This window comes from Rheinheimera texasensis DSM 17496 (genome assembly GCF_000711985.1).
In the GTDB taxonomy this organism is placed as follows: Bacteria; Pseudomonadota; Gammaproteobacteria; order Enterobacterales; family Alteromonadaceae; genus Pararheinheimera; species Pararheinheimera texasensis.
In genome coordinates this window covers 953981-980457 of record NZ_KL544005.1, presented here as the reverse complement: position 1 = coordinate 980457, position 26477 = coordinate 953981, and the positions used below count along the sequence as shown (strand labels likewise).

General features: G+C 55.3%; 23 protein-coding genes. 22 read left to right on the top strand and 1 reads right to left on the bottom strand.

Features of this window, described 5'->3' with window-relative positions:
* Nucleotides 1-249 precede the first annotated feature (249 nt).
* The 22 genes from Q399_RS0114890 to pelA all read left to right on the top strand — a co-directional run bounded on the left by Q399_RS0114890 (nt 250) and on the right by pelA (nt 24677).
* Nucleotides 250-1017: an SDR family oxidoreductase gene (locus tag Q399_RS0114890; protein WP_031569747.1), complete on the top strand. Its 768-nt coding sequence runs from the start codon at nt 250-252 to the stop codon at nt 1015-1017.
* Between the two features lie 31 nt (nt 1018-1048).
* A complete protein-coding gene (kduI, locus tag Q399_RS0114885; RefSeq protein WP_031569745.1) occupies nt 1049-1891 on the top strand; it encodes a 5-dehydro-4-deoxy-D-glucuronate isomerase in 843 nt (280 codons plus the stop codon).
* 79 nt (nt 1892-1970) lie between these two features.
* Entirely contained in the window at nt 1971-3017 is a 1047-nt protein-coding gene (locus tag Q399_RS0114880) for a TRAP transporter substrate-binding protein (RefSeq protein ID WP_051686038.1), read from the top strand.
* A complete protein-coding gene (locus tag Q399_RS0114875; RefSeq protein WP_051686037.1) occupies nt 3010-3510 on the top strand; it encodes a TRAP transporter small permease in 501 nt (166 codons plus the stop codon). The genes Q399_RS0114880 and Q399_RS0114875 overlap by 8 nt, the downstream gene beginning before the upstream one ends.
* Nucleotides 3510-4805 carry a TRAP transporter large permease gene (locus Q399_RS0114870; protein ID WP_031569739.1) on the top strand — a complete coding sequence of 432 codons (1296 nt, stop codon included), beginning with the start codon at nt 3510-3512 and terminating at the stop codon, nt 4803-4805. Before Q399_RS0114875 ends, Q399_RS0114870 begins: the two co-directional genes overlap by 1 nt.
* Nucleotides 4806-4979: 174 nt before the next feature.
* The gene (locus tag Q399_RS0114865; protein WP_281172249.1) at nt 4980-5972 is read left to right on the top strand and encodes a LacI family DNA-binding transcriptional regulator; all 993 of its coding nucleotides are present in this window, start codon (nt 4980-4982) and stop codon (nt 5970-5972) included.
* A gap of 183 nt (nt 5973-6155) precedes the next feature.
* Nucleotides 6156-7019 carry a hypothetical protein gene (locus tag Q399_RS0114860; RefSeq protein WP_051686036.1) on the top strand — a complete coding sequence of 288 codons (864 nt, stop codon included), beginning with the start codon at nt 6156-6158 and terminating at the stop codon, nt 7017-7019.
* A 15-nt stretch (nt 7020-7034) separates the two neighbouring features.
* Nucleotides 7035-7637, top strand: a complete 603-nt coding sequence (locus tag Q399_RS0114855; protein ID WP_031569734.1) for a class I SAM-dependent methyltransferase — start codon at nt 7035-7037, stop codon at nt 7635-7637.
* A gap of 14 nt (nt 7638-7651) precedes the next feature.
* Nucleotides 7652-8095, top strand: a complete 444-nt coding sequence (locus Q399_RS0114850) for a hypothetical protein (protein WP_051686035.1) — start codon at nt 7652-7654, stop codon at nt 8093-8095.
* Nucleotides 8096-8590: a cupin domain-containing protein gene (locus Q399_RS0114845; RefSeq protein WP_031569730.1), complete on the top strand. Its 495-nt coding sequence runs from the start codon at nt 8096-8098 to the stop codon at nt 8588-8590. It abuts the gene before it with no gap.
* 188 nt (nt 8591-8778) lie between these two features.
* Nucleotides 8779-9009: a DUF2798 domain-containing protein gene (locus Q399_RS0114840; protein WP_031569728.1), complete on the top strand. Its 231-nt coding sequence runs from the start codon at nt 8779-8781 to the stop codon at nt 9007-9009.
* Between the two features lie 33 nt (nt 9010-9042).
* A complete protein-coding gene (locus Q399_RS0114835) occupies nt 9043-9558 on the top strand; it encodes a DUF2938 family protein (protein WP_031569726.1) in 516 nt (171 codons plus the stop codon).
* Nucleotides 9559-9580: 22 nt separating this feature from the next.
* A complete protein-coding gene (locus Q399_RS0114830; RefSeq protein ID WP_031569724.1) occupies nt 9581-10492 on the top strand; it encodes a LysR family transcriptional regulator in 912 nt (303 codons plus the stop codon).
* A 190-nt stretch (nt 10493-10682) separates the two neighbouring features.
* The gene (locus Q399_RS0114825) at nt 10683-12149 is read left to right on the top strand and encodes a glycoside hydrolase family 28 protein (protein ID WP_031569722.1); all 1467 of its coding nucleotides are present in this window, start codon (nt 10683-10685) and stop codon (nt 12147-12149) included.
* A gap of 121 nt (nt 12150-12270) precedes the next feature.
* Nucleotides 12271-13833: a UxaA family hydrolase gene (locus Q399_RS0114820; protein WP_084164366.1), complete on the top strand. Its 1563-nt coding sequence runs from the start codon at nt 12271-12273 to the stop codon at nt 13831-13833.
* Nucleotides 13834-13909: 76 nt separating this feature from the next.
* Nucleotides 13910-15346, top strand: coding sequence for a glucuronate isomerase (gene uxaC, locus Q399_RS0114815; protein WP_245612895.1), 1437 nt, complete (start codon nt 13910-13912; stop codon nt 15344-15346).
* Nucleotides 15343-16857, top strand: coding sequence for a mannitol dehydrogenase family protein (locus Q399_RS0114810; RefSeq protein WP_031569716.1), 1515 nt, complete (start codon nt 15343-15345; stop codon nt 16855-16857). The genes uxaC and Q399_RS0114810 overlap by 4 nt, the downstream gene beginning before the upstream one ends.
* Complete coding sequence (locus tag Q399_RS0114805; RefSeq protein WP_031569714.1) at nt 16854-17525, top strand: bifunctional 4-hydroxy-2-oxoglutarate aldolase/2-dehydro-3-deoxy-phosphogluconate aldolase; 672 nt, start codon at nt 16854-16856, stop codon at nt 17523-17525. The genes Q399_RS0114810 and Q399_RS0114805 overlap by 4 nt, the downstream gene beginning before the upstream one ends.
* Nucleotides 17526-17538: 13 nt before the next feature.
* Entirely contained in the window at nt 17539-18498 is a 960-nt protein-coding gene (locus Q399_RS0114800; RefSeq protein ID WP_031569712.1) for a sugar kinase, read from the top strand.
* 87 nt (nt 18499-18585) lie between these two features.
* Complete coding sequence (locus Q399_RS0114795; RefSeq protein WP_031569710.1) at nt 18586-20208, top strand: NADP-dependent glyceraldehyde-3-phosphate dehydrogenase; 1623 nt, start codon at nt 18586-18588, stop codon at nt 20206-20208.
* 183 nt (nt 20209-20391) lie between these two features.
* A complete protein-coding gene (locus Q399_RS0114790; RefSeq protein ID WP_051686034.1) occupies nt 20392-23469 on the top strand; it encodes a TonB-dependent receptor in 3078 nt (1025 codons plus the stop codon).
* A complete protein-coding gene (pelA, locus tag Q399_RS0114785) occupies nt 23469-24677 on the top strand; it encodes a pectate lyase (protein WP_051686033.1) in 1209 nt (402 codons plus the stop codon). The genes Q399_RS0114790 and pelA overlap by 1 nt, the downstream gene beginning before the upstream one ends.
* A gap of 61 nt (nt 24678-24738) precedes the next feature.
* Here pelA and Q399_RS0114780 read toward each other — a convergent pair whose 3' ends face one another.
* Nucleotides 24739-26379 carry a LytR/AlgR family response regulator transcription factor gene (locus Q399_RS0114780; protein WP_031569705.1) on the bottom strand — a complete coding sequence of 547 codons (1641 nt, stop codon included), beginning with the start codon at nt 26377-26379 and terminating at the stop codon, nt 24739-24741.
* Nucleotides 26380-26477 lie beyond the last annotated feature (98 nt).

Sequence of the window (26477 nt, the reverse complement as noted above, 5' to 3'; positions counted from 1 at the left end):
CTATCGGTGGCAAAATTCGCTTGCGTTTTTTTGCCACCGATGGCAAAAAGCTAACACCAAGCCATAATCACTGTCAAACCCAGTACAAAAAAACTGCAAAAAAAATGTGGATTTGCTGGGGGGATAGGGTAAAAACGGCGGTACATATCCATAAAAATTGTTTATTTTCATATGGATAAAAATTTGTAATCGATAGTGACAACAGCACGCCAGGCCCGACAACATTAAGGCCGGCCACAGGAGAGACGGATGCAACTGCAACAATTGTTTGGCCTGACCGGCAAAAAAGCCTTAGTGACGGGTGCCAGCCGTGGCCTGGGTCAGGCTATTGCCATAGCGCTGGCCGATGCCGGTGCTGAAGTCCTGTGCGCCAGCTCCGGCAGTGGCGGCAGCGACGCGACTGTTGCGGCTATTCGCCAGCAAGGTGGCTTAGCCCAGGCGTTTTCTGCCGATTTGGCCGACAGTAATGCCGTGGTGCAGCTCGCCGAAAAAGCACTGGATTACGCCGGTCAGATAGACATTCTGGTCAACTGTGGCGGCACTATCAGTCGCACGCCGGCGGTGGATTTCGCCTTTAGCGACTGGCAACAAAATTTAGCGGTGAACCTCGACGCCACTTTCCTGCTGAGCCAACGCTTAGGCGCGGCGATGATTGAACGCAGAAGCGGCAAAATTATTAATATTGCCTCGATGCTGTCTTACAGCGGCGGTATCACAGTGCCGGCCTACACCGCCAGTAAACATGCGGTAGTTGGCCTGACGCGGGCGCTGGCCAATGAATGGGCTGGCTTTGGCGTCAATGTGAACGCCATTGCGCCGGGCTATTTTAAAACCGACAACACGGCGGCGCTGCAGGCCAACGCTGACCGCAATCAACAAATTTTAAGCCGCTTGCCGGCTGGTCGTTGGGGGGAACCGGCGGATTTGGCCGGTGCGGCGATATTCCTCGCCTCCAGCGCCAGTGACTATGTCCACGGCCATGTACTCGCCGTCGATGGCGGCTGGCTGGCGCGATAGATTAATTTCAGTCGAATTTTTTGGAGTTTTTATGAGCATTGTGTTTACCAACCGCTACGCCACCCACCCGGATGATGTGAAACATTACGATACCGACAAACTGCGTCAGCATTTTCTGCTGGATAACCTGATGCAGCCCGACACGCTGGTGCTGAACTACACCCACTATGAGCGGCTGATTGTTGGCAGCGCGGTGCCGGTCAAAGGCCCGGTGTTGCTGCAAACGGTGGATGCGCTGAAAGCCGAATATTTTTTAGAGCGGCGTGAGCTTGGCGTGATCAATACCGGCGGCGCCGGGGTGGTCGAAGTCGATGGCACGGCTTATCCGCTCAATTTTCGTGAAGCGCTGTATGTGGGTAAAGGTGCGCGCGAGGTACGCTTTATCTCCAACGACGCAGCGGTTCCTGCCAAGTTTTATCTGAATTCAACGCCGGCGCATCACCAATACCCGAACCGGCATATCACCATGGCCGACTGTAATGTGCTGCACATGGGCGCGCTGGAGACCAGCAATAAACGCGATATTTATCAGCTGATGATTAAAGGCGTGGTCGATACTTGCCAGCTGCAAATGGGCTTGACCGTGCTGCATCCGGGCAGTGTCTGGAACACGATGCCGGCACATCAGCATGACCGGCGGATGGAAGCTTACTTTTATTTTGGTCTCAGTGAAGGCCAGCAGGTTTGCCACTTTATGGGCGAGCCACAACAAACCCGGCATATTTTCACCGGCAACGATCAGGCGGTGGTGTCGCCGCCCTGGTCTATTCACAGCGGTTGCGGTACCGGCAGTTACACCTTTATCTGGGGTATGGCCGGCGAAAACCACGATTACAACGATATGGATAAATTCCCGGCCAGCGCGCTGCGTTAACTATTGATTTAGCGCTATAAACCGGTGCCGGCACCCTATAACACTACAGCCGGCGCCTTTTCTCGACAGGGGAGACAACATGAAGAGCTTGTTGCGCCGCAGCGGCGTGCTGGCGCTGAGTTTCATACTCAGTGTCCTGCTTAGCAGCTGCAGCAAACCAGAAGAACAAGTGCTGACCTTGCGCATGGCCCATACGCTGGACCAGGAGCATGTGGTGCACAAAGCGATGGTGAAACTGGCCGAACGGCTGGACCACTATTCACATGGCGCCATGAAGATCCGCATTTACAGCGGTGGCCAGCTTGGTTCTGAGCGCGAACTGATCGAGTTGCTGCAGATTGGCTCACTGGCGCTGACCAAAGTATCCGCCGCACCGCTGGAAGGTTTTGCGCCTAATATGCAGCTGTTCAGCGTGCCATATGTGTTTCGCGACGAACAGCAGCTGTGGCAGGTGCTGGAAGGTGAAATTGGTCAGCAGTTGCTGGCAGAGCTTTCGCCGGTGCGGCTTAAGGGCCTCGGTTATTACGATGCCGGCAGCCGCAGTTTTTATAGCACCAACAAAAAAATCAGCACTCCAGCCGATTTAGCCGGGCTGAAATTTCGCGTACCAAATAGCCAGACTGCCGTGCAGATGGTGCAAACCTTAGGCGGCGCTGCCACGCCGGTCGACTGGGGTGAACTGTACACCGCACTGCAACAAGGCGTGGTTGATGGTGCGGAAAACAACCCGCCAAGTTTTTACCTGTCGCGCCACTATGAATTATCCAAATATTACGTGCTGGATGAACATACCTCGGTGCCGGATGTGATTCTGATGAGTCAGCATATATGGAACACTTTAACGGCGGAGCAACAAGGCTGGTTAGAGCAGGCCTTTGCTGATTCTGTTGTCTGGCAACGCGAAGCCTGGCAGGCGCAAACCCGTGATGCGCTTGAAAAAGTCAAAGCTGCCGGTGTCGAAGTGATTTATCCGGATAAACAGCCCTTTATTGACGCGGTGCAACCGCTGCATCAGGCGTTAAAAAACACCCCGGTTGGCGCTTTGATGGTAAAAGTTGCTGCTTTGCCGCCAGTGACGGCGCCTGCAGTCGCGGTTCCGGCTGCAGAGGAGAAACCCCATGAATAAAACTGTGTTTTGGCTGGATGAGGCTTTAAAACGCCTGCTGATTGGCCTGATGGCGGCCATTGTGCTGGTGGTGTGCTGGCAGGTGGTGTCGCGTTTTATTCTTGGTGAACCAAGCTCAATGACCGAGGAAATTTCCCGCACGCTGTTGCTGTGGATTGGCATGCTCGGCGCGGCGCTGGCCTATCGTACCGGCCAGCATCTTGGCCTGGATATCGTGACATCAAAATTTACGCCGCAGTGGCAACGCCGGGTGGCTATTTTACTGACCGCATTGGTGGTGTTGTTTGCGCTGGCGGTGATGGTCGGTGGCGGTGGCGCTTTGGTGCAGCTGACCTTTGAGCTGAACCAGATGTCGGCGGCCTTAGGCATTCGCGTGGCCTGGATTTATCTGGCGATCCCGCTGGCTGGCTTTCTGATTGCTTTTTACGGCATCTGCCAACTGATTTGTTTATGGCGGGGCCAGACGCTGGCACCAACCGGAGGCTGCGAATAATGGAAATGTCTGCATTGGTGCTCCTTGGCATCTTTTTTATCCTGCTGTTTTTAAACGTACCGATTTCGTTTTGTATTGGCCTCGCCACACTCGGCACTATGTTGCTGAGCATGGATTTATTGCCGGCGTTGACCACATTGGCGCAGCGCATGGCCGGTGGCCTGAATAGTTTTGCCTTGCTCGCTATCCCGTTTTTTGTGTTGTCGGGATTATTGATGGGGCGCGGTGGCATCGCCAAGCGGCTGATTGAATGTGCGATGGCGCTGGTCGGCGCGCTGCCAGGCGGCCTCGCTTTGGTGAACGTGTTGTCCTGTATGTTATTTGGCGCCATTTCCGGTTCAGCGGTCGCTGCTACATCCGCAATCGGTAGCTTTATGCTGCCGGAGATGAAAAAACAAGGCTACGACGATTCATACAGCGCGGCGGTGACTGCAGCAGCTGCCACTACGGGCCTTTTGATCCCTCCGTCGAACATCATGATTGTCTACGCCATCGCCAGCGGCGGTGTGTCTATTGCTGCGCTTTTTGTTGCCGGTTATCTGCCTGGCATTTTGTTAGGCGCGGCGCTGATGATTGTCTGTGCCGGTTATGCCCGCAAAAAAGGTTATCCGGTTGGCGCGCGTTTACCGCTCAAATTAGTGCTCAGCAAAATCGCTGCGGCTGTGCCGAGTTTGCTGATGATAGTTGTCGTTATCGGCGGCATTATCAAAGGCGCTTTTACCGCGACCGAAGCCGGCGCTATCGCTGTGGTCTATTCGTTTGTGCTGGCGGTGCTGGTGTATAAAGAAGTGGCCTGGGCCGATTTGGGTAAAATTCTGCTGAAATCAACCGAAACCACCGCCATTGTGCTGGCGCTGATTGCCACGTCGGCGGCGATGTCGTGGATTTTGTCTTATGAAAACATCCCGCAAAGCATCAGTAGTGGTTTGATGGCCTTGAGTGAAAACCCGATTATTATCCTGCTTATCATCAACCTGATTTTGTTAGTGGTTGGCGCTTTTATGGATATGACGCCGGCTGTGCTGATCTTTACGCCGATTTTCCTGCCGGTGGCGGTGGAGCTGGGTGTATCGCCGCTGCATTTTGGCATCATGATGATCCTGAACCTGTCGATTGGTCTGGTGTCGCCGCCGGTCGGCAGCGTGCTCTTTGTCGCTTGTGCTGTGGCGAAGGTGAAGCTGGAACAGATGATCAAGCCGTTGTTACCAATGTATGCCGCGATGATTGTGGTGTTGTTGCTGGTGACTTATGTACCGGCCATCAGCGAATGGCTGCCGTCTGTTGTGGGTTTATAGCAAGGCAATTGGATGGACCAGGAACAAAGTGGGTTGGTATGGCACTTCCACCGCTTGTTCATTAGAATGGCGCTGCTGGCCCTTTGACCGCACAGGCACAGGCCGGCAGCACATCAGCTCAGACCGCCCGGGAGAACTATCATCTACACGCTCAAATCATCCACTATTAATGACGTGGCCCGCTTAGCCGGAGTGTCCAAACGCACGGTGTCGCGGGTGATTAATGGCTCGCTGGCGGTCGGTGAATCGACGCGGGTCAAAGTGGAAAAAGTGATAGCAGAGCTGAATTATTCGCCAAGCCCGCAAGCACGCGGTCTGGCGTCCAGCCGTTCTTACCTGCTCGGGCTGATTTACGACAACCCGGATGCCTTGTATCTCGATGACGTGCAGCGTGGTGTGCTGGAAGTTTGCAGCCAGCTGGGTTACGAGCTGGTAGTGCACCCGTGCCGCTATCGCAGCGAGACCCTGGTGCAGGACTGTTTTGCTTTTATCAACCGCTCTAAACTCGACGGCGTGATTTTGCTGCCGCCGGTGTCGGAGCTGGATCATCTGGCCAGCGCGCTGAAACAGGCGGAACGGCCTTATGTGCGGTTAACGTCAGTGTTACTGGATGAAACTTATCATTCGGTGGTGTCGGACGACCGCGCCGCTGCCGCCGAAATGGCGCGCTATTTTGCTCAGCTTGGCCATCAGAATATTGCTTTTATCAGCGGGCCGCAGCGCTATAAATCTTCTACCGAACGGATGGAAGGTTTTCAGCTTGGGCTGTCGGCCTACGGCATCAAACTGCGGCCGGACTGGATTGTCGAAGGTAACAACAGTTTTGAAACTGGTATCGAATGTGCGCAGCAATTGCTGAGCGGTGCAGAAAAACCGACGGCGATTTTCGCCAACAACGACCAGATGGCCGCCGGTGTACTCAAAGCCGCGCACGAGCTTGGCATCAAAGTGCCGGACCAGCTGTCGGTCGCCGGCTTTGATGACAACTTACTGGCCAGCCGGATCATTCCGGCGCTGACCACTATCCGCCGCCCGGTGCGGCAAATGGCGCAGCTCGCCGCCACCAAAATCATTATGGATATTGAAGATAATCGCCACGGCGCCGGCCATGTCGCGGCCAAAGTCGCGCCGACGCTGGTGGTGCGGGAATCGACTAAACGGCTCTGATATGTTGCGCCGACGGTTGGCGGCTTCGGGCAGCGTAGCGGTTGCTACTTTGCTTGTGGCGCCGCCCTGAGCGCTGACCAGCTGTTTTTCCTGACAAATTCCAGTTTATCCCATTTACTTCTGCTTAATTTTTCTGCAGTCTTTTTCTATGCACCTGCGGCAACACAGCAAAGGATAAGCAGCATGATGGCAGACAGAGCAAGCGGATTGTGGTTCAGCATAGCGCCGCTGTTGGCCGGCTTTGCCGTGCTGGCACTGGCGGGCGTGGCGCCGCAGCTGTATCTGGTGCAGGCCGGCAGTTTGTTCGTAGCGGCTCTGCTTATCTGGCTTGGAGCCCGCAGCGAAGGTGATGTGATGCCCGGTACTTTGCAGGCGCTGGCCTGTTTATTGGTATTGCTGCTTGGCGCGCCGTTGCTGACGGAGTTCAGCGGAGCCTCAGTAAATCAGCCGCAGCGCTGGTTGCTCTTTGGTACTCTGCAGCTTTATAGCGGTGGTTTGTTATTGCCGGCCATTCTGGTGCTGGTAGCGGTGTTGTTCCAACAACCGCAAAGCCGCGCCGCAGCCTGTGGCATCTTGCTGGCTGGCGCTTTGTTTCTGGCGTTGCAGCCGGACGCAGCGCAGCTGTTGGCGCTGACTATCGCTTTCCCCTTGTTATATTTGCAGGCCTGCCGGCCCGGTGTCAGTGCCGGCTGGTTGCCGCTAAGTTGTTTTGTGCCGTTGCTGGCCTTGTGTTATTGGGCTCTACAGCAACAAGACGGCCTGCAAAGTGTGCCTTATGTCGAAGGCGTGTTTGCGCTGGCGTTTAGTGTGGCCTGGTGGTGCGGCGCTTTAGTCATTGGCGCGGCCATTCTGTTATTACTGGTCCTTTACCGGCAAAGCCTGCTGGACCAGCCCTGGCTGGCCGCGGTGGCGGTTTATTATGCCGTGTTATACGGTGGCTCAGTCGCCGGCGCCACGCCAGCGCCGCTGTTAGGCTACGGCGCTGCACCAGTGCTGGGTTTTGGCCTGATGCTGGGGCTGTCGCTATGGTTACGGCAGCGGGTCTGACCTGCGGAGTTCCTGATGTCCCACGATTTTTTTGCTGCCAAAGCAGCTATTTATGAGCAAAACCCGCAGCGGGTCGACAATGTGGTGGCGATTGGCCAGGCCATCAAAGCGCAAGTGGCGCTGCAACGCGACATGCAACTACTCGACTTTGGCTCCGGCACAGGTTTGTTATTGCAGCAAATCGCGCCATTGGTGGCGAAAATCACTGCCGTGGATGTCTCACCCTCGATGAATGCGCAGCTGCGCGCCAAAGCGCCAGACATCGGCTGCCAGCTGGAAGTGCTGGAACAGGACCTGCTGAAAACCCCGTTAAACCGCCAGTTTGACGGCATTATCTCTTCCATGACACTGCATCATATTGCTGATATTCCGGCGTTATTGCGTGAGTTTCACCGAATGCTCAAACCCGGTGGTTTTATCGCTCTGGCCGATTTAGATATTGAGGATGGCAGTTTTCACACTGAAGACACCGGGGTATTCCATTGTGGTTTTGACCGTGCCGACATCACTGCAAAAGCGCAAGCCGCTGGTTTTACTCAGGTACAGGTGGTGGACGCCAGTGTGGTGCAAAAACCGCAGGGCCAGTATCCGGTGTTTTTGTTGACGGGTAGACGATGAGCCCAGGAAGGATGATGCAGAAACACAGTGTTACCGGTAAACCCCTCGCGTTATCGTCGCCGAAACAGCATTATCAAAGACTTTGCAGTACCTTAGTTGTGCTGATGTTGAGTGGCTGTACCTATGGCCACTTAGAATATGTAACACCACAAGGCGAACATAAAACAGGTTGTCGTACTGAATACAGCTGGGCGCCTGCGGTCGATAGGCATGCGGTTGATTATGTTTTGGCGTACTGTGCCAAAGGGGCAGTGGCACAAGGTCATCATGTGAAAGACCAGGCTTTGCTGCGTTTAGATTTAACGATTCCGGCAGCACCTGCTGGCCAGCGTTGGAGCCATCAACTCGCGGCGAGCCAACACCGGGCCGGTCATCTATCAGACCAGCAATATGGCTACATTGTCGCCTTTCTGGATTTGGGATTAGCGCAAAAACCGACAGAACAGCAGGAGCCTTAGATGAGCCAAACACCAACGCCACAAACTGACGGTCAAGTGGCCGTCGTGGCACAAGACGTCGCCCCCCGGCAAAAACCATCGATTTATCCGGCGCCTTTCGCCGCCATGATGCAGGGCCGGCAGAAGCGGGTACTTGGCGATTTGTTTGGCCTGCAAAATTTTGGCGTGAATCTGACTGAGCTGGCGCCCGGCGCGATGTCGGCGCTGCGTCATCATCACCAAACACAGGACGAATTTATTTATATCCTCGAAGGCACACCGACGCTTATCACCGATGCCGGCGAGACTTTGCTTGGGCCCGGCATGTGCGCCGGTTTTGCCGCTGGTAATGGCGATGGTCACCAGCTGATTAACCGAAGTGACGCTGTGGTGCGCTATCTGGAAGTCGGCGATCGCAGTGCCGGCGATGCTGTGACTTACCCGGATAATGATCTGCGCGCCGACTTCGTCGTCGGGCAGTGGCAGTTTAGCCACAAAGATGGCACGCCTTATTAGTTTTAAGGCAGACTGCGTTATACCCTCAGAAAAACTGATACCCCCATCTGAAATGACAATTAGACGGCGCCGGCCCGGCGCTGCACACTATGCACATCGCCGGTTCCTGTGCTGACAACTACGCGGAAACCGGCAGCAAGCTAACTGAAATCCGAATAAGGTGCCGTTGCAGGCGCCAGGAGTAACCAATGATCGCACGCAAACATACCCCTTATGTGTTCTCGTTTTTTATGTCGCTATTGATGTCGGGCATCATGTCCTTTGTCATCACGCTGCTGAATCTGGGGCCGGTCGAAGGCCTGGCCGGCATCTGGTTACATGCCTGGGGCATGGCCTTTATTGTCGCTTTCCCGACTATCGTTGCCGTCACGCCGCTGGTGCGGATGTTGGTCAATGCCGTCGTGGATAAAGAAGCTTGAAGCGATCAATAGCCACTAAGGCAGGAGATGACAATGGATACTTTATGGCAACTGACCGGCGCTGCGCTGGTGTTGGGGATAGGGGCGACGGCGCTGCTGGATCTGTGGTCGCTGCTGCTGAATAAAGGTTTTGGCATTAAATCGCTGAGTTTTTGTCTGGTCGGGCGTTGGTTTGCCCTAATGCGTCATGGCCAGTTCCGCCATAATGGCATTGGCAAAGCACCGGCGCAGAGTGGTGAATGTGCGCTCGGCTGGACAGCACATTATGCCATTGGCGTGGTATTCGCAGTGCCTTTGCTCTGGTGGCAGGGTGGACAATGGCTGGCAGCGCCAACCCTGGCACCGGCGTTAATACTGGGCGCCGCCACAGTACTGATGCCATTTCTGCTGATGCAGCCAGCTTTTGGCTTAGGGGTTGCGGCGGCTAAAACACCGGCGCCCTGGGCGGCCCGGCTGAAAAGCCTCAGTAGCCATCTGGTATTTGGTGTTGGATTGTATCTGTCGGCGTTGCTGTATCACGGCTGGTCTGTGGCCTTATTGCCGGTCTGATTTTGTTTACAGAGGACTCTGTATGGAACTCTATCAGTTAAAGATTTTTGTCACTGTTGCCAAAACTGGCGCTGTGACCAAAGCGTCTGAGCTGCTGTACTTAAGCCAGCCGGCGGTCAGTGCCCAAATCAAAGCGCTGGAGGAAGAGTTAGGCCTGACGCTGTTTGACCGCACCGTGCGCGGTATGAGCCTGACACCCCATGGCGTGGTGATCCTGAGTAAAGCTGAGCAGTTGCTGGCGCAGCAGCGCGAATTACTGGACGAAGCAAGGCGCCTGCGCGGTGGCCTCAGTGGCCGGCTGCGGCTGGGGTCGAATCGTGGGGCCAGCGCGGGGTTGCTCGGTAAGTTATTGGCACAGCTCAGCGAAAATGCGCCGGAACTGGATGTCAGCTTAGAGTTTGGCAGCCCGGCTGAAATTGCGACGGCGCTGCGCGAAGGCCGGCTCGACGCTGGTTTTTACACCGAATATGAACAGCATGAGCTGCTGTACACTGCGCCGGTGGACAGTTTTGGTATTCAGCTGGCGGTGTCGCCACAGCTGTTACCGGCGGCTTTCAGAGCGGAGCCGGAACCGGATTGGCAGTGGCTGGCATTGTTGCCGTGGATCAGCGCACCGGCTGGTAGCTGTTGTGGCCGCGCCGCGGAAATTTTGTTTCGTCAGCAGCAGTTCCGGCCAGCGAAAATGATTGAAGCCGATCAGGAGCATCTGGTGCGGGCGCTGATTAGCAGTGGTGTTGGCATCGGTCTGCTGCATACGCCCACGGCGCGGGAAGCTGCCGCCAAAGGCGAAGTGCGCTTAATCGGGCCTGTGCTGCAGCAAGTACAACTGGTGTTTGGTTGTCTGGCGCGTCGACAGCAGGAACCATTGTTAGTGCTGGTGATGCAGCTGATGGCGCAAATTGCCGACGAGACAGCGACTGGCAGCGCCAGCTAAACGGCTGCCTGGGCTTTCTGCCACACAGAAAACCCAGCTGCTGGTCTGATTTCTGTCCTGCGGTGGCAAAATTTTTTGTCTTGCTATTGCCACCGGTGGCAGCTTGTCTTATGCTGCTTTTTAATTCAGGCTGCAAATCAACCTTGGTCAAGGCTTATCTGCGGGCCGCCAGTTCAAGTAGGGGTCACCGATGCCGAATATGCCTAAACGCCAATTTCTTCAAGCTGGCCTTGCTGCCGCGCTGCCATTGGCTTTATGGCGTTGCAGTTCAACTGCAGGCACCATAGATGCCATCAGCTATCCGCCACGCACAGCGCTGGACTTGTTGTGGGATCAGGTTGATGCGATTGAACGTGATTTAGCCCGCACCAGTTTTTCTTCCAGAGTATTTAACGTCAGCGCTTTTGCTGCCCACACCGGTCAGCCCGGCGATTTAAATACTGCCCGCCACAACAGAGCCGCCTTTCAGCGTGCCATCGATGCCTGTCATCATGCCGGTGGCGGCAGGGTGTTGGTGCCGGCAGGTGTTTGGCCCTGCGGTGCATTAACGCTGAAATCCAATGTTGAACTGCATGTCGCAAAAGATGCTTTATTAGCTTTTCATCCGGCGACAGAACTCTATCTGCCGTTAGTGTTTACCCGTTGGGAAGGCATGGAGCTGATGGGCTATCAGCCACTGATTTATGCATTTGGTGCGCAGAATATTGGCCTGACCGGCGAAGGCACTATTGATGGTGGTGGCAGTAACAGCGCCTGGTGGCCATGGAAAGGGCAGTGGAAACACACGCCATGGCAGGTAGACGACAGCAAAGTGCAACATGCTGGCCGCAATTTATTAATGCAGTGGGTGGAGCAGGGCAAACCTGTGGCCGAACGGGTGTTACCGCAAAATTTCCTACGCCCGCCGCTGTTTCAGGTGTATCAGTGTAAACAAGTGCTGGTGGCAGGCCTGACGTTACAGAATTCACCGTTTTGGGTGCTCAACCCGGTGTTGTCGGAAGATGTGCTGATTAGCCGCGTGAAAGTCGTGTCACACGGGCCCAATTCCGATGGCTGCGATCCGGAATCCTGCCGCCGTGTGCTGATAGAACAATGCCTGTTTGATACCGGCGATGACTGTATCGCACTGAAATCTGGCCGCAACGCCGATGGCCGGCGCCTGAATCGTCCGGTCGAGCAGGTGCTTATTCAGGATTGCACAATGAAAGCCGGTCACGGTGGTGTGGTCATCGGCAGCGAAATCTCTGGTGGCGCTAACCATATTTTTGCGAGACGTTTGTTGATGAGTAGCCCGGAATTAGACCGTGGCCTGCGTATCAAAACCAACGCGCTGCGCGGCGGCCTGATTGATACTGTGGCACTGCGCGACATCGTCATCGGTGAAGTCAAAGACGTCATCGTCGTGAACTATTTTTACGAAGAAGGCCGGGATGGCGCGTTTTTGCCGACGGTGCGCAATATTTCTGTGCACAACTTACAGGTCGACAAGGCTGATCGGTTATTTGAATTACGCGGTTTCCCCGAAGCACAAATCGGCCCGCTGCAGTTATCCAGCGTACGGGTGAACTGCCAGAGTGTCGGTGTGCTGGACGCGGTTGGCCAGCTGGATTGTCAACAGGTGCTGGTCAATGGTCAGCCGTGGCGTTTTCAGGGCTAAAAGGCCAGACGCTGATTTTTTTACTGTCTTATTGCTACCGATAGACAGTATATGCATTTAAATGAATGAATCGGTCGCAGCTGACCCGCTGCGACTAACCAAGAACACAGGTGCTGATGCAATGGCAATCGAAGCAAACCCAAACTCAAGCTGCAGTGCGCCGCTGCTGCAAACGCCGGACATCCTGCAGTGGCAGGTACACGCGCGCGACAATGTCGCTGTCGCCTTGCAGCAGCTCGACGCAGGTCTGGTATTAAGCACCGCCAGCGGCGACATCTGCTTGCCGGCGGAAGTGCCGGCCGGTCACAAATTTGCGCTGAAGGCGTTAAAGGCCGGCGACAGCGTGATCAAATATGGTTATGCCATCGGCGTGCTGACACAGGACGTGCCGGCCGGTGGTCATATCCATAGCCATAACTTAAAAACCGCGCTGGATGGCGAACTGGCTTATCAGTACAGTGGTTTAACAACAGACAACGGCAGCTATCCTGCGGATTTACCAACCGAGTTTATGGGTTACCCACGCGCCAACGGCGATGTCGGTACCCGCAACGAGCTGTGGATTCTAAACACCGTCGGTTGTGTCAATCAGGCGGCCAGCCGCATCGCCAAAGCCGCGCAGCAGTATGTAGAAAGCGCCGGACTTGCCAATATCGACGGCGTGTTTGCTTATACCCATCCGTTTGGCTGTTCACAGCTTGGCGACGATTTAGCCCATACCCGCAGCGTATTGGCTGGCCTTGCACAAAACCCCAATGCCGGCGCCGTGCTGATCATCGGTCTTGGCTGTGAAAACAATCAGCTGGCGACCTTATTAACGGGGCTGGAGCATCTGGACCCGGCGCGCATCCGCGCATTTAACGCCCAGCAAGTGACAGACGAAGACGAAGAAGGCCACAAAGCCGCGATTGAATTGCTGCAGTTGATGGCCGGTGATAAGCGCCAGCCATGCCCCATCAGCAAACTCAGCTTTGGCATGAAATGCGGCGGCTCTGATGGCTTTTCTGGCCTGACGGCCAACCCGCTGGTCGGCCAAATCGCTGACCTTGCCGCCAGTGCCGGCGCCAAAGTCATTCTGACTGAAACGCCGGAAATGTTCGGCGCTGAACAAGTGTTAATGGCACGGGCGCGCACAGAGGAAGTATTTGGCGATATCGTCAGCTTAGTGAATGAATTTAAACAGTATTTCATCGCCAATAACCAGCCTGTGTATGAAAACCCAAGTCCCGGTAATAAAGCCGGTGGCCTGACTACGCTGGAAGAAAAATCCTTAGGCGCCATTCAAAAAGGCGGCAGTGCTGTGGTCGAGCAAGTGATTGGCTATGGCGAGCGCGCCAAAGTGCCGGGCCTGACCTTGTTACAAGGGCCGGGCAATGACGCGGTGTCGTCTACGGCCTTAACCGCCGCCGGTGCGACCTTGTTGTTATTCACGACAGGCCGCGGCACGCCACTCGGTTTTCCGGTGCCGACTGTCAAAATCAGTTCCAACACCGCCTTGTCAGTACGCAAGCCGACCTGGATTGACTATGACGCCGGCGCCATGTTGCAGCCTGGCGTGCAACCATCTGAATTTGCCAAAGAATTTTTCCGTTATCTGGTTGCGGTGGCATCCGGCGAGCGGACACGGAACGAGATTTATCAGAACAAAGAGATCGCCATCTGGAAAAACGGCGTGACGCTTTAACAGCACTTTACAGGCCGCAACGGCAGAAATTAATTGGCCCTTGAATAAATACGGGCAAACAGCGAAGAGAACAAAGATGAGCGCAGAGAGCAATATCGCATCAAGTAAAGTTTTAGCCTTACACCCCGACCGGCTGTTTGCCGCCGATCCGCTGCAACGCGATATCGCCCGGCGTTTATATGCGCGGATTAAAGATTTGCCGATCGTCAGCCCGCACGGTCACACTGACCCGCGTTGGTTTGCCGACAACCAGAACTGGGACAATGCCACCAGCCTGCTGTTGCTGCCGGACCACTATGTATTCCGCATGTTGTACAGCCAGGGCATCACGCTGGAGCAACTTGGCATCCGCCGGCGCGACGGCGTGGCGGTGGAAACTGACTACCGCAAAATCTTCCATATTTTCGCCGCGCATTATCATCTGTTCCGCGGGACACCGTCGCGGATGTGGCTGGATTCAGTATTTCATGACGTGTTTGGCCTGCGCGAAAGTCTGAGCCCGGCCACGGCGGATCTGTTTTACGACCATATCAATGCCGCACTTGCGACCGAAGCCTTTAAACCGCGTGCGCTGTTAGACCGCTTTAATATCGAAGTGATCGCCACCACCGAAGGCGCGCTGAACGACTTAAAACACCACGCCAAACTCAAAGGCACTGGTTTTGAAAAACGCGTGATCACCACGTTCCGGCCGGACGATGTGGTCGATGCCGACCGCGCTGATTTTGCCGCGAACGTGCAAAAACTGGGCGAGATCACCGGTGAAGATACAAGTAACTGGCAAGGTTACTTGCAAGCGCTTCGCATTCGCCGCGCCTTTTTCCGCGACCATGGCGCGACGGCAACAGATCACGGCCATCCAACCGCTAATACCGCAGATTTGCCGCTGGTCGAAGCCGAAGCCTTATTCGCCCGTTGCCTCAAAGGCGCCAGCGCCGCCGATGCCGAGCTGTTCCGCGGCCAGATGCTGACCGAAATGGCCGGCATGAGCCTCGAAGATGGCATGACAATGCAAATTCACCCAGGCGCGCACCGCAACCACAACGCGGTCATTTTTGAACGGTTTGGGCCAGACAAAGGCGCTGATATTCCAAGCCCGACCGAATATGTGCAGGCGTTAAAACCGCTGCTGCAAAAATACGGCAACGAAGCGCGCCTGAATATCATCCTGTTTACGCTGGACGAAACCACCTACGCCCGCGAACTAGCGCCGCTGGCCGGCCATTATCCGGCGTTAAAACTAGGCCCGGCCTGGTGGTTCCACGATTCGCCAGAAGGCATGCTGCGCTTCCGCCATCAGGTGACTGAAACCGCCGGTTTCTACAACACTTGTGGTTTTAACGACGACACACGAGCCTTTTTGTCCATTCCGGCACGGCATGACGTGGCGCGGCGTATCGACTGCCGGTTCCTCGCCCAGCTGGTGGCTGAACACCGCTTAAACGAAGACGAAGCGCACGAACTTGCCTACGACCTGACGTACCGCTTAGCAAAACAGGCGTATCAGTTATGAAGCGGTTAAATCTGGAGAATGCCGGCGCTCTGTTACCGGCTTATTTGAAAAACGGCAATAGTCCGCAAATCGGTATTGTGCATTTAGGCCCGGGCGCATTTTTCCGTGGCCATCAGGCGTTTTATACCGATGCGGCGATGGCCAAAGCCGGCGGCAATTGGCGGATTTGTGCGGTGTCGATGCGAAGCAAAGATGTGGCCGAAGCGTTGAACCCGCAGGATGGTTTGTATGCTTTGGCGGAGATGGAACAAGACACGCAGTTATCGTTGATTGGCAGCATCGCTGAAGTGCTGGTGGCGCCTGTGGATTACGCCAAAGTGCAGGCGCGCTTAACGGCAGCCAGCTGCAAATATGTGACGATGACCATCACCGAAAAAGGTTATTGCCTGAGTAGCAGCGGTGAGCTGGACTTAAATCATGCCGACATCGCCGCCGATTTGCAGCTGCCGGATGCGGTCTCACAAGCCAAATCAGCCATTGGTTTGCTGACGCAGGCGCTGTGGCTGCGTCATCGCGCCGGTTTGCCGCTGCTGACGCTGATGAGCTGCGACAACCTGACCGACAACGGCCACAAGTTAAAAGCAGCCGTGCGTAGTTTCGCTGCCAATGCTGCAGTTTTTGCCAAAGATGTCGACTTTTTACTGCAACTCACTGACCTGATTTGCCCATGTTCGATGGTCGACAGTATTACGCCAGCCACTGACGACGCGCTGCGTGATTTGGTCTCTACGCGCTTGGGTGTGCAGGACGCCTGGCCGGTCAAGCGCGAAGCCTTTTGTCAGTGGGTGGTGGAAGATATTCTGCCGGCCGACCAGCCAGCCTGGCGCGAGGTTGGGGTGATTTTCACTAAAGACGTCACTGCCTTTGAAAAGGCCAAATTACGCTTATTAAATGCGCCGCATTCAACGCTGGCCTATCTCGGCTCGCTGCTTGGCATTGAAACAGTATTTGATGCGATGGCGCAGCCACAGTTAAGTAAGCTGGTGCAGGCGCTGGTCAACAACGAAATTCTGCCGTCGGTGCCTTTGGTTGATGGCTTAAATTTGGCGCAGTACAGCGCCGATATTTTCCGCCGTTTTGAAAACCCGTCCGTGCGGCATTTGCTGGCGCAAATTGCCTGGGACGGTTCGCAAAAACTGCAAATGCGCTTGTTGCCGGTGATCCGCGACAACCTGGCCGCTGGCCGCTCTGTGCAGCTATTGGCGCTGGCGATCGCCAGCTGGCTGCAGTTTATTCGTTTACGCGCCCAGCAGGCGCAGCAGCTGGGTGAGCAGGCGCCGGCGCTGGTTGACCCGCTGGCACCGCTGTTACTGGCCACCGCCGCACAGTGCACCGGCGACGCCCGCACTGACGTGCCGCTGTGGCTGGCGCTCGACAGCATTTTTGCTGCAGACCTGATTAATCAGACCGCTTTTGTCTCTGCGCTCTGGCAGGCCTATCAGCAGCTGAGCCCATTCCTGAACGGCGCCAGCGCCGATTTATCGCAGTTTTTATCCGGAGTTGATGCATGAAGGCCTTATCGACCTTATTAAACGGCAGCCCGTTGCTGCCTATTATTCAGACCGAACAGCCGGAGCAGGCGGTCGCCATCGCCCGCGCCATGCAGGAAGGTGGTGTCAAAGCCGTCGAAGTGGTGCTGCGCACCCCCAAAGCCTTAGCCGCAATTTCCGCAATTCGGACTGCGTTGCCGGAGCTGCTGGTCGGTGCCGGTACTGTGCTTAACGCTGAACAGGCGCAAGCCTGCCAATGGGCTGGCGCGCAGTTTCTGGTGAGTCCGGCTGCGACCACTAAATTACTGGAAGCGATGTTATCGACCGGCTTGCCGTTAGCGCCAGGCGTGCAGACTGTGACTGAAATGGCTGCGGCGCATGAAATGGGCTTAAACGAGCTGAAGTTTTTCCCTGCGCATCTCAGTGGCGGCCCAGGGCTGTTGTCGGCCGTACGCACTATTCTGCCCAAAGTGCAGTTCTGCCCGACCGGCGGCATCGGTATTAACAATCTGGCCGATTATCTGGCACTGCCGAACGTATTTGTCGTCGGTGGCAGCTGGCTGACGCCGGCCGCTGCGCTGCAAAACGCTGACTATGACGCGGTGCGCCGGCTGACCGAACAGTCGCTGCAAATCGCCGCCGATGTATTAGCCGATAAACAAGCACCACAACTGAAAAAAACGGCCTGACAGGAGCCTGCTGATGGCAACAACGCAACAACAGCAATCGCAACGTGTGGTGATTTTCGGCGAATGTATGGTCGAGCTGTATCAGCTCGTGGAAAACGTCTACCACCAGAATTTTGCCGGCGACGTGTTTAACACCGCGGTGTACCTCAAACGCGTTAATCCGGCGCTTCAGGTCGATTTTTTCTCGGCGATTGGCACCGACCTTATCAGCGATAAATTGCTGGCGGCGGTGGAAAGCGAAAAACTCGGCAGCAGTTTGTTGCTGCGTAGCAAAACTGCGCGCCCTGGTTTGTACATGATCAATACCGACGCTTTTGGCGAGCGTAGTTTTGTTTATTGGCGTGACAGTTCGGCCGCCAAACAAACGCTGCAGCTGTTTCGCGCCCGCAACGACAGCAGCCCACTGACCAGTGCCGACTGGTTTTATTTCTCCGGTATTAGCCTGGCGATTTTATCTGAAGCGGATCGTGAGGACCTGTTTGCCTTGGTGGCGGAGTTAAAAGCCGCCGGCGTCAAGATTGGCTTTGACCCGAATTACCGTCCGGTGCTGTGGCAAAGCGTGCAGCAATGCCGTGACGCTTTTGAGCGTGCTTATGCACTGTCTGACATCGCCTTACCTGGTCTCGATGACCATAAAGTGCTGTTTAACGCCCAAAATTGCGACGATGTGATCACCCAGCTCAAAGCGCTTGGCACTGGCGAAATTATCGTGAAAAACGGCAAAGACGGCGCTGTGGTCTGGGCCGGCGGCGAGCGGTTTGTGATGCCGGCAGTCACAGTCAAGAAAGTAGTAGATACCACAGCCGCGGGTGATTCTTTTAATGGCGGTTACCTGGCGGCGCGGCTTGCCGGGCAATCACCTAAAGCGGCGGCACAACTGGCGGCGGCGCTGGCGGGTTTTGTCGTTGAACATACCGGCGCTATTGTCAGTATGGACAATTTTCGTGCTTTTAAGGCGCATTACAGTTTGTAAAGCACTGATTTAAAAACAAGAGCTGCGGGAAACGCAGCCAGTTTTCCTCAACCACGGACACAGCGCAATTTAATCAAAGGAGCTGTTATGTCTGAGTTAGCTTTGTTATTCCCGACCGCCGCGCAAGTCGCGGCGGAATTTCCGGCGCCGGTTTATCTGGCGCAGCGTCACTATCTGATTGATGGTGAGCTCTGCCATTGGTCCGGCGAGCTGGCGGAAGTGTTGAGTCCGGTGCAAATCCGCGCTGAAACCAGCGGCGACATCGCGCCGGCGCGGCTTGGCGCTACGCCATTATTGGACAGCGCTGCGGCACTGACTGCGCTGGATGCAGCGGTGCGCGCTTATGATTTGGGCCGTGGTGAATGGCCGACGATGCCGTTGTTTGAGCGTATCCGCCATGTCGAACAATTCCTCGCAGCAATGCAGCAAAAACGGACTGAAGTGGTGCAGCTGTTGATGTGGGAAATCGGTAAAAACGCCGCGGACGCCGCCAAAGAATTTGACCGGACCTGCGATTACATTCGCGATACGATTCAGGCGCTGAAGCAACAAGACCGCGCCGACAGCCATTTTATTACCGAACAGGGTGTGCTCGGCAAAATCCGCCGCGTACCGCTGGGTGTGGCGCTTTGTATGGGGCCTTTTAACTATCCGCTGAATGAAACCTTCACCACGCTGATCCCGGCGCTGATGATGGGCAACACTGTAGTGTTTAAGCCAGCGAAATACGGCGTGCTGTTGATTGAACCTTTGCTGGAAGCCTTTCGCACTTGTTTTCCGGCCGGTGTTATTAACGTGATTTATGGTCGTGGCCGTGAAACGGTTGGCGCATTAATGCAAAGCGGCAAAGTTGATGTGTTGGCTTTTATCGGCACTAACAAAGGCGCCAGTGATTTAAAACGACTGCACCCAAAACCGCACCGGTTAAAAGCCGTGCTGGGTCTTGATGCAAAAAACCCGGCGATAGTGCTGCCGTGCGCAGACCTTCCCGCCAGTGCCAAAGAAATTATTGCCGGCGCCTTAGCCTTTAACGGTCAGCGCTGTACCGCATTAAAAATTATCTTTGTACCACGCGCTCAGGCTACAGCTTTATTGCCGTTATTGGCAGCGCAAATCGACGCACTGAAACTGGCGATGCCGTGGCAGAGCGGCGCGCAAATCACGCCATTGCCGGAACCGGGCAAAACCGAAGCGATGGCAGCCTTGATTGCTGATGCTCGCGATCACGGTGCAAAAGTGGTCAATCCCGGCGGCGGCGATTTTGCTGGCAGTCTGATGCGCCCGGCGCTGCTGTATCCGGTATCACCCGCGATGCGGTTGTATCAGGAAGAGCAATTCGGGCCTTTAGTGCCGGTGGTGCCATATGACGATATTTCGGAAGTTATCGACTATGTCATTCACAGCAACTTCGGCCAGCAATTAAGTATTTTCGGCACCGATGGCCGCGCGATAGGCCCATTAATTGATATGTTCGCCAATCAGGTTGGTCGCATCAATATCAACAGCCAATGCCAGCGCAGCCCGGACAGTTTTCCGTTTACCGGCCGCAAAGATTCGGCGGAAGGCACTTTGTCGGTGCAGGATGCCTTGCATCAGTTTTCGATCCCGACCTTGGTCGCGACCAAAGGCAATGAAGCCGGCATTAATTTAGTGCGCGACATGGTGCAGCAACGCGATTCGGCGTTTTTGGCGACGGACTTTTTGTTCTAGGCGTTGTTTGATTTTGCCGTACCGGTTTACTGGTGATTTGCCACCGGTGGCAGTTTGCTGGACTGTCGCCTCTATCAGAATAACAGCAACACCCCGCTGCTGCAGTTGCCTGTCGCAGCAGCGGGGGAACGCAGGACGTAGAAAGAAAAAACAATATAAATCAACAAGAAAGGACGACAGGGTATGACACACAATAAAAAGAACCAATTAACACCACATTTTAACCGGCAAGCGCTTAGCCACGCCATTTGGCTGGGGCTTGGCCTAATCGCCGCGCCTGCGCTGGCACAGCAAGCGGCAACTGCAACAACCACCAGCGTCGAAACAACCAGCGCGCAAAAAGCCGATAAAGCCGGCAAAGCCGACGAGATTGAAGTGATTGAAGTCTCAGGCTTTCGCGGCAGTCTCAATGTAGCTTTGGCGGCGAAACGCGAAGCGGTCGGTAGTAAAGAAACTATTCTGGCGGAAGATTTAGGCAAATTTCCGGATTTAAATATCGCCGACAGCTTAGCGCGGGTGCCGGGTATTGCGATTGAACAGGACGCCGGCGAAGGCCGCCAAATCAGCTTGCGCGGTTTGGGCGCGACTTTTGTCAAAACGACGATTAACGGCATGGAATCAGCATCCGCCGGCGCGGCCACTGACGCCTCGGGCGGCGCCAATAAAAGCCGCGCTTTTGACTTTAACGTCTTTGCCTCCGAGTTATTTACCCAGATTGATGTGAACAAAACCGCCGCGGCAGAACTGGAAGACGGTGGTATCTCCGGTAACGTCAATCTGCAAACGGCGCGGCCATTTCAATATCAGGACGACAAGTTCGCTTATAACCTCAATGCGCGTTACAACGATGTCGCGTCTGAAGTGACGCCGCGCGCTTCGCTGATGTTCAGCAAAAACTGGGACAATACCTTTGGTTTGCTGCTCTCCGCCGCTTATTCCGAGGGCCTGGTGCAAAGCGAAGGTGCCACCACAGTGCGCTGGAGCGTGAATAACCCGTCGTGGAAAACCGGCAACGCCGGCAATAAATTAACCGCTGCGCCGGTGACGCAATTAGACCCGAAAGGTGCCTACACTAACGCCAATATGGAAGGGCTGTGGATCCCGCGTATTCCGCGGTATTCGATTTTTAATAAGCAGCAGGACCGGCTGGGCTTAACCGCCGCGGCGCAGTACCGGCCGCATGACAATCTGCTGCTGAACTTTGATCTGCTGCATGCCAAGCTCGACAGCACCATGGATGAATTCCAGTATTCAGCGTTGCTGCGCGGCAACGTCTCGAGCAAAACCAAAATCTACGCCGAAAATCTGGTGGTGGACGCCAACAATACTGTAGTGGCCGGCACTTTATCCGGAGTACCGATCCGCTCTGAAGCGCGGCAGGACGTGTCGACTTCCGACTTTAATCAGGCGACTTTTTCCGGTGACTGGCAAATCAGCGATGCCTTACAGATGACTTTCCTCGCCGGGATTGGCAAATCCGATTTGGACATCCCGTATCAGCGCACTTTTGCGTTGGATGCCAACAACTCGACCTTTGCCTATAGCTATGACAGCAATATTGACCCGATCAGCCTCATCGGTACTAAAGGCACCGCCATTGGCAGCGGTAGCATGAATATGGATATGCCGGCTTTTGCCTTTGCGCCGGGTCAGGCCTTTGGCAAAACTTATACTCAGGCCGAATTACAGGCGCTGATGCTCAATCCTGATTTATATAAAGTTGGCCTGGTTCGTAACCGTAACCAGCAAATTAACAGCGAAAACACCAATTTTACCGTCAATTTTAAGTATGAGCTGAACGACGAACTGACGTTGAAATGGGGCCTGAATCAACGCGAATTCACCACTTACAACGTGCAATATGACAACGGCTGGAAAGTGCTGAATACCGCCACCAATAAAACCAGCGGTGATGCCGCGGAATCGTTGGTGCTGGGCTTACCGGCGGCGCGCACGGCAGGTGCCTTGTATGGCATTTCACTGGATGCGGCCGGCCAGCATTTTGGCAAAGCGGCGGATGTGCCGGGGAATTCCACCCTGACCGCCGGCAGCTGGCTCACCACCGACTATCAAAAAGTGATGGCAGCCTTTTCCGGCGAAAGCTTCTTTGAAGCCAAACAACGCTATAACGCCACTTATGACATTGAAGAAAAAGTCACAGGTGCTTTTGTCCAGCTGGATTTTCGTTATGAATTAGCCGGACGTGAGCTGCGCGGGAACATTGGTGGCCGGTATATCGATAACACCAATACCTCAGGTATTGTGAATCTGGACCATATCTATGCCGATGGTTATACCGCCGGGCGTGGCGCCGGTGCTGCGTTAGCCGCCGGTCACGACTGGCGTTATACCGAAAGTAACGGCAAAGATTTCCTGCCAAGCTTAAACCTGGCTTATGACCTGACCGAAGAACTGGTCGGCCGCCTGAGCCTGTCGCGTGCCATTACCCGCCCGGCCATTGCTGATTTAGCTTCGGCGATTAAAGTGAACACGCCGGATGATAAAGATCCGACTGCCACTATTGAAATGGGCGCAGGCCCGACGCTGCGGCCTTATGAATCCGACCAGGTTGACCTTGCGCTCGAGTGGTATTTTGACGAAGAAGCGCTGCTGGCCTTAGCGGTGTTTTACAAAGACATCACCGGTCTCAGTAAAGGCTCACGGCAGGAAGTGTTAGATGCAGACCAGCTGAAGAACCTCGGCATCGACCTGGGCTCACGCGACCCGGCGACTGTGACCTGGGATGTGACCCAGCTGCTGAACACCCCGGCTGAAGGTGTGCGCGGCGCCGAGCTGATTTACCAACAGCCGTTCAGCTTTTTGCCAGCGCCATGGAACCGCTTTGGCGTCACCACCAACTTAACCTGGATTGATTACAACCGCGATGTAGCTGACCCTATGACCAAAAACGTCATTAGCCTGCTGGCGGAAGAAACCTCAAGGCTCAACTACAACTGGACGCTGTACTATGAGCACAATGATTTCAGCGCGCGCTTGTCGTACAACTTCCGCGAACGCTATATCAAAGAATATCTGGATAAATACAAAGACGAAGGTAACTGGGGCCGTGGTTATGAAGACAAAGGTCAGCTGAATATTTCGTCGCGCTACAAAATTAACAGCAATTTGTCTGTGAGCTTTGAAGCCATTAACTTAACCAATGCTGCGACTGAGCAATGGAGTGACGTGTATACGGCAAGACCAGTGGAATACCTGCTGACCGGCCGGCAATATCTGGTTGGGATCCGGGGGAATTTCTGATGCAAAAAACAGCTCTGGCTATGCTCCTGATGTGTCAGGGGCTGGCCGGCCTGTCCTTGCCGGTCGCAGCGCAGGCCGCCGCTGCGGTTGATTTCTGGCAGAGCGCGCCGCAGCAGCCGTTGAATGCGCAGTGGCAGGACTATCGGCGCCAGTCTGAGGCTGATGCGGCTTTGCTGCAGCAACAGCTTAAGGCTGAACTGAACGCCGCTGGCCTTACCAGGCCATTGCCGGCAGTCAAAGCGAAAAACTTTGGCCTGGACGGTATCAGTAATGCAGATCAGCTGCAGGCAGTGCTGAGTTACCAAACCGTGCTCGGCGGCTGGAGTAAACGCACCGATATGCAGCAACCGCGCAAACCCGGCCAGCTGGCCGGCAGTGAGCCTGCGTATATTCCGACTTTTGACAATGGCGCCACCAGCACACATATGCGCTGGCTGGCGGCTTATTATCCAAAAGCTGCAGCAGCTGATCAGGCCAGGATCCGTAGTGCGCTGACTTTGGCCGTACAGTTTGTGCTGCGGGCACAATTTCCAAATGGCGGTTTTCCACAGTCCTATCCGCTGCGTGGTAGTTACCATGATGCGGTGACGCTGAACGATAACGTGATGACCGAGCTGCTGAACCTGCTGTGGGATATCGCCAATGCGCCTGAATATCAGTGGCTGAGTGCGAACCTTCGCAGCAATGCGCAGGACGGTTTTGCCAAAGGCGTGGCCTGGCTGGTAGCGGCACAGGTCAGCGTGAATGGTCAACCTACGGTCTGGACAGCGCAACATCATCCGCTGAGCGGCGCACCGGTCGCGGCGCGCAAGTTTGAGCAAATCAGTCTGGTCAGTAGTGAAAGCGCCGCTGTGCTGCAATTGCTGCTGGATAAAGCGCCGGAACTGCCGGGAGTGCTACCGGCGCTGTGCAGTGGTGTGGCCTGGCTGCAACAGCACCAGATCCGCGACAAAGCCTGGCTCCGTGATGATACAGGTTCAACACTGGTAGAGAAAAAAGGTGCGCAAATCTGGGCACGGTTTTACAGCCTGCCCGCACAACAGCCGGTATTTTTCGACCGCGACGGCAAGGTTTACCACGACGTCAATCAGCTGTCGCTGGAACGCCAACAAGGTTATGGCTGGTATCAAAGTAACGCCAAAAGCGTACTGAAAGCCTGGAAAAAGCGGCCGGAACTGCAGGCTCAGTGCGGTAAAAACGCACACTGACGGTGATGAACAGGCCGCCGTGTCAGGCGCAGCACCAGAAGCTGCACCAGGAGCAGCCGCGTCAGGCGACGTCGCTGCTGGCGGGGGGCATATCTGCCACGCTTTGCTGCAACATCACACTGCGTACTGCCGGAATGAGCCGGCGACTGACCGGCACTTGCTGACCACTGGCCAGAATTAACACGGCGCCACTGCCGCTGTCGGTGTCTATCGTGGTGCGAAATTGCCGGACCTGATGGACATTCACCAGATAAGAACGGTGCACCCGCAGAAAAAAGCCGGGTAATTCCTGTTCCAGCGCGCGGAGTGTGCCGCTGTACAGCAGTTGACGCCCGTCCGCCAGCCAGAGGTCGCTGTAGTCGCGGGCGGCCTGGCAATACGCGATGCTGTCGGCCGGAATTCGCTGGATTTGGCCGGCACTGGTTAAGGTCAGACTGGCCTGGGGTGCAATGGCGCTGTTTTGTTGTAGTTGCAGCAGCAGCTGCAGGATCAACTGTTGGTCAGCCAGCTGTTGTTGCATTTGTTGCTGTCGTTGCTGCGCCTGCTCAATAAACAGGCCACATAACAGCAGTGTCACCAGCAAAAACGCCAAAATCTCCTGAAAAATACCATTGAGGACTATCGCCAGTATCACATAAAGCAACAACAACGCGGTGCTGGTGCCGGCACCTGCCGACTCGGCCGGCTCGGTCTTATCCGCCTGATACCAGCGCCGTCCGGCGATAAGCGCAGCTATGCCTGCTGGCAATAACGTGGCGATAGCAATGCGATCGTCAAATGCGGGCAGCCACCACAGCATCGGCAATAACAGCAGCGCAGTGACCAGGGTCCACAGTCGCCAGTACTGACGCTGATAGCGCAGTGCAGTTAACCACAATAAACACAAGCCAAAGCCAGCGGCGCATAACAAAATGCCACAGAGCCTCAGCTCGTGCATTGGATAGTGGTAACCCAGTAGCCCTCTGCTCATTTCCAGCCATAATTGCGCACCGGCGAACAGGCACAACAAGGCCAGCAAGGCTTCCTGCCCGGCAGGACCGGCTTCCGGCGTCTCATGGCGCGACGTCCGCAGTGCCAGCGCACTGAAATACAACAGGCCGGTGCATAACACACCCAGCAGGAATAAACCCAGCTCCGCGTGTTGCTGCAAATAGGTCCGCACGTCGCCATAAGGGCCAATGCCAATAAAATGGATCGGTTGTGCCAGCCTGAACCAGCCACGTTGGGCGGACATTTGCAGTACCAATTGGTTCACACCGGGGCGCAGCTGTGCCGCTGGCAAATAAATATGGCTGTCCATTTGTCCCGGAATTTCGCTGGCAGCAAGGCCTGGCTGGCCATTCTGGCCGATCTGCCGGCCGTTTAAATACACGGCACTGGAGGCTTTGGCAAAGATAAACAGCGCTAAGGGCTGCTCAGTGCCAGCGCCGGGTAAAGTAAATGACAGTTGCAGCCACAATAAGCGGCCTTGTGGATCGGCCGGCACTGCGCTGGCCTGCTGGCAGCCGGCGGCGCTGAAATCAGTTGGTAAGGTTCTGATCTGCTCTGCATCACACCAGGCGTTGATGGTTAATTGTTGCAGCTGCGGCAGCGCCGGTGGCTGCTGCAATACCAGCGTCAGACACCCCAGCAGCAAAAGCAGCAAAAACAGCGCGATCCCGCCGCGGGTGTGGCGAAACCGGTTCAGGGCAAACATCTGCATGCTTCACTCCGATGGCAATAGGGTGGCAATGGTGCTCTGCCGTTGAGCGGAAAGATCACTACCGTTCAGCGCGGTAGCCGCGATAGTCGATACCGCTG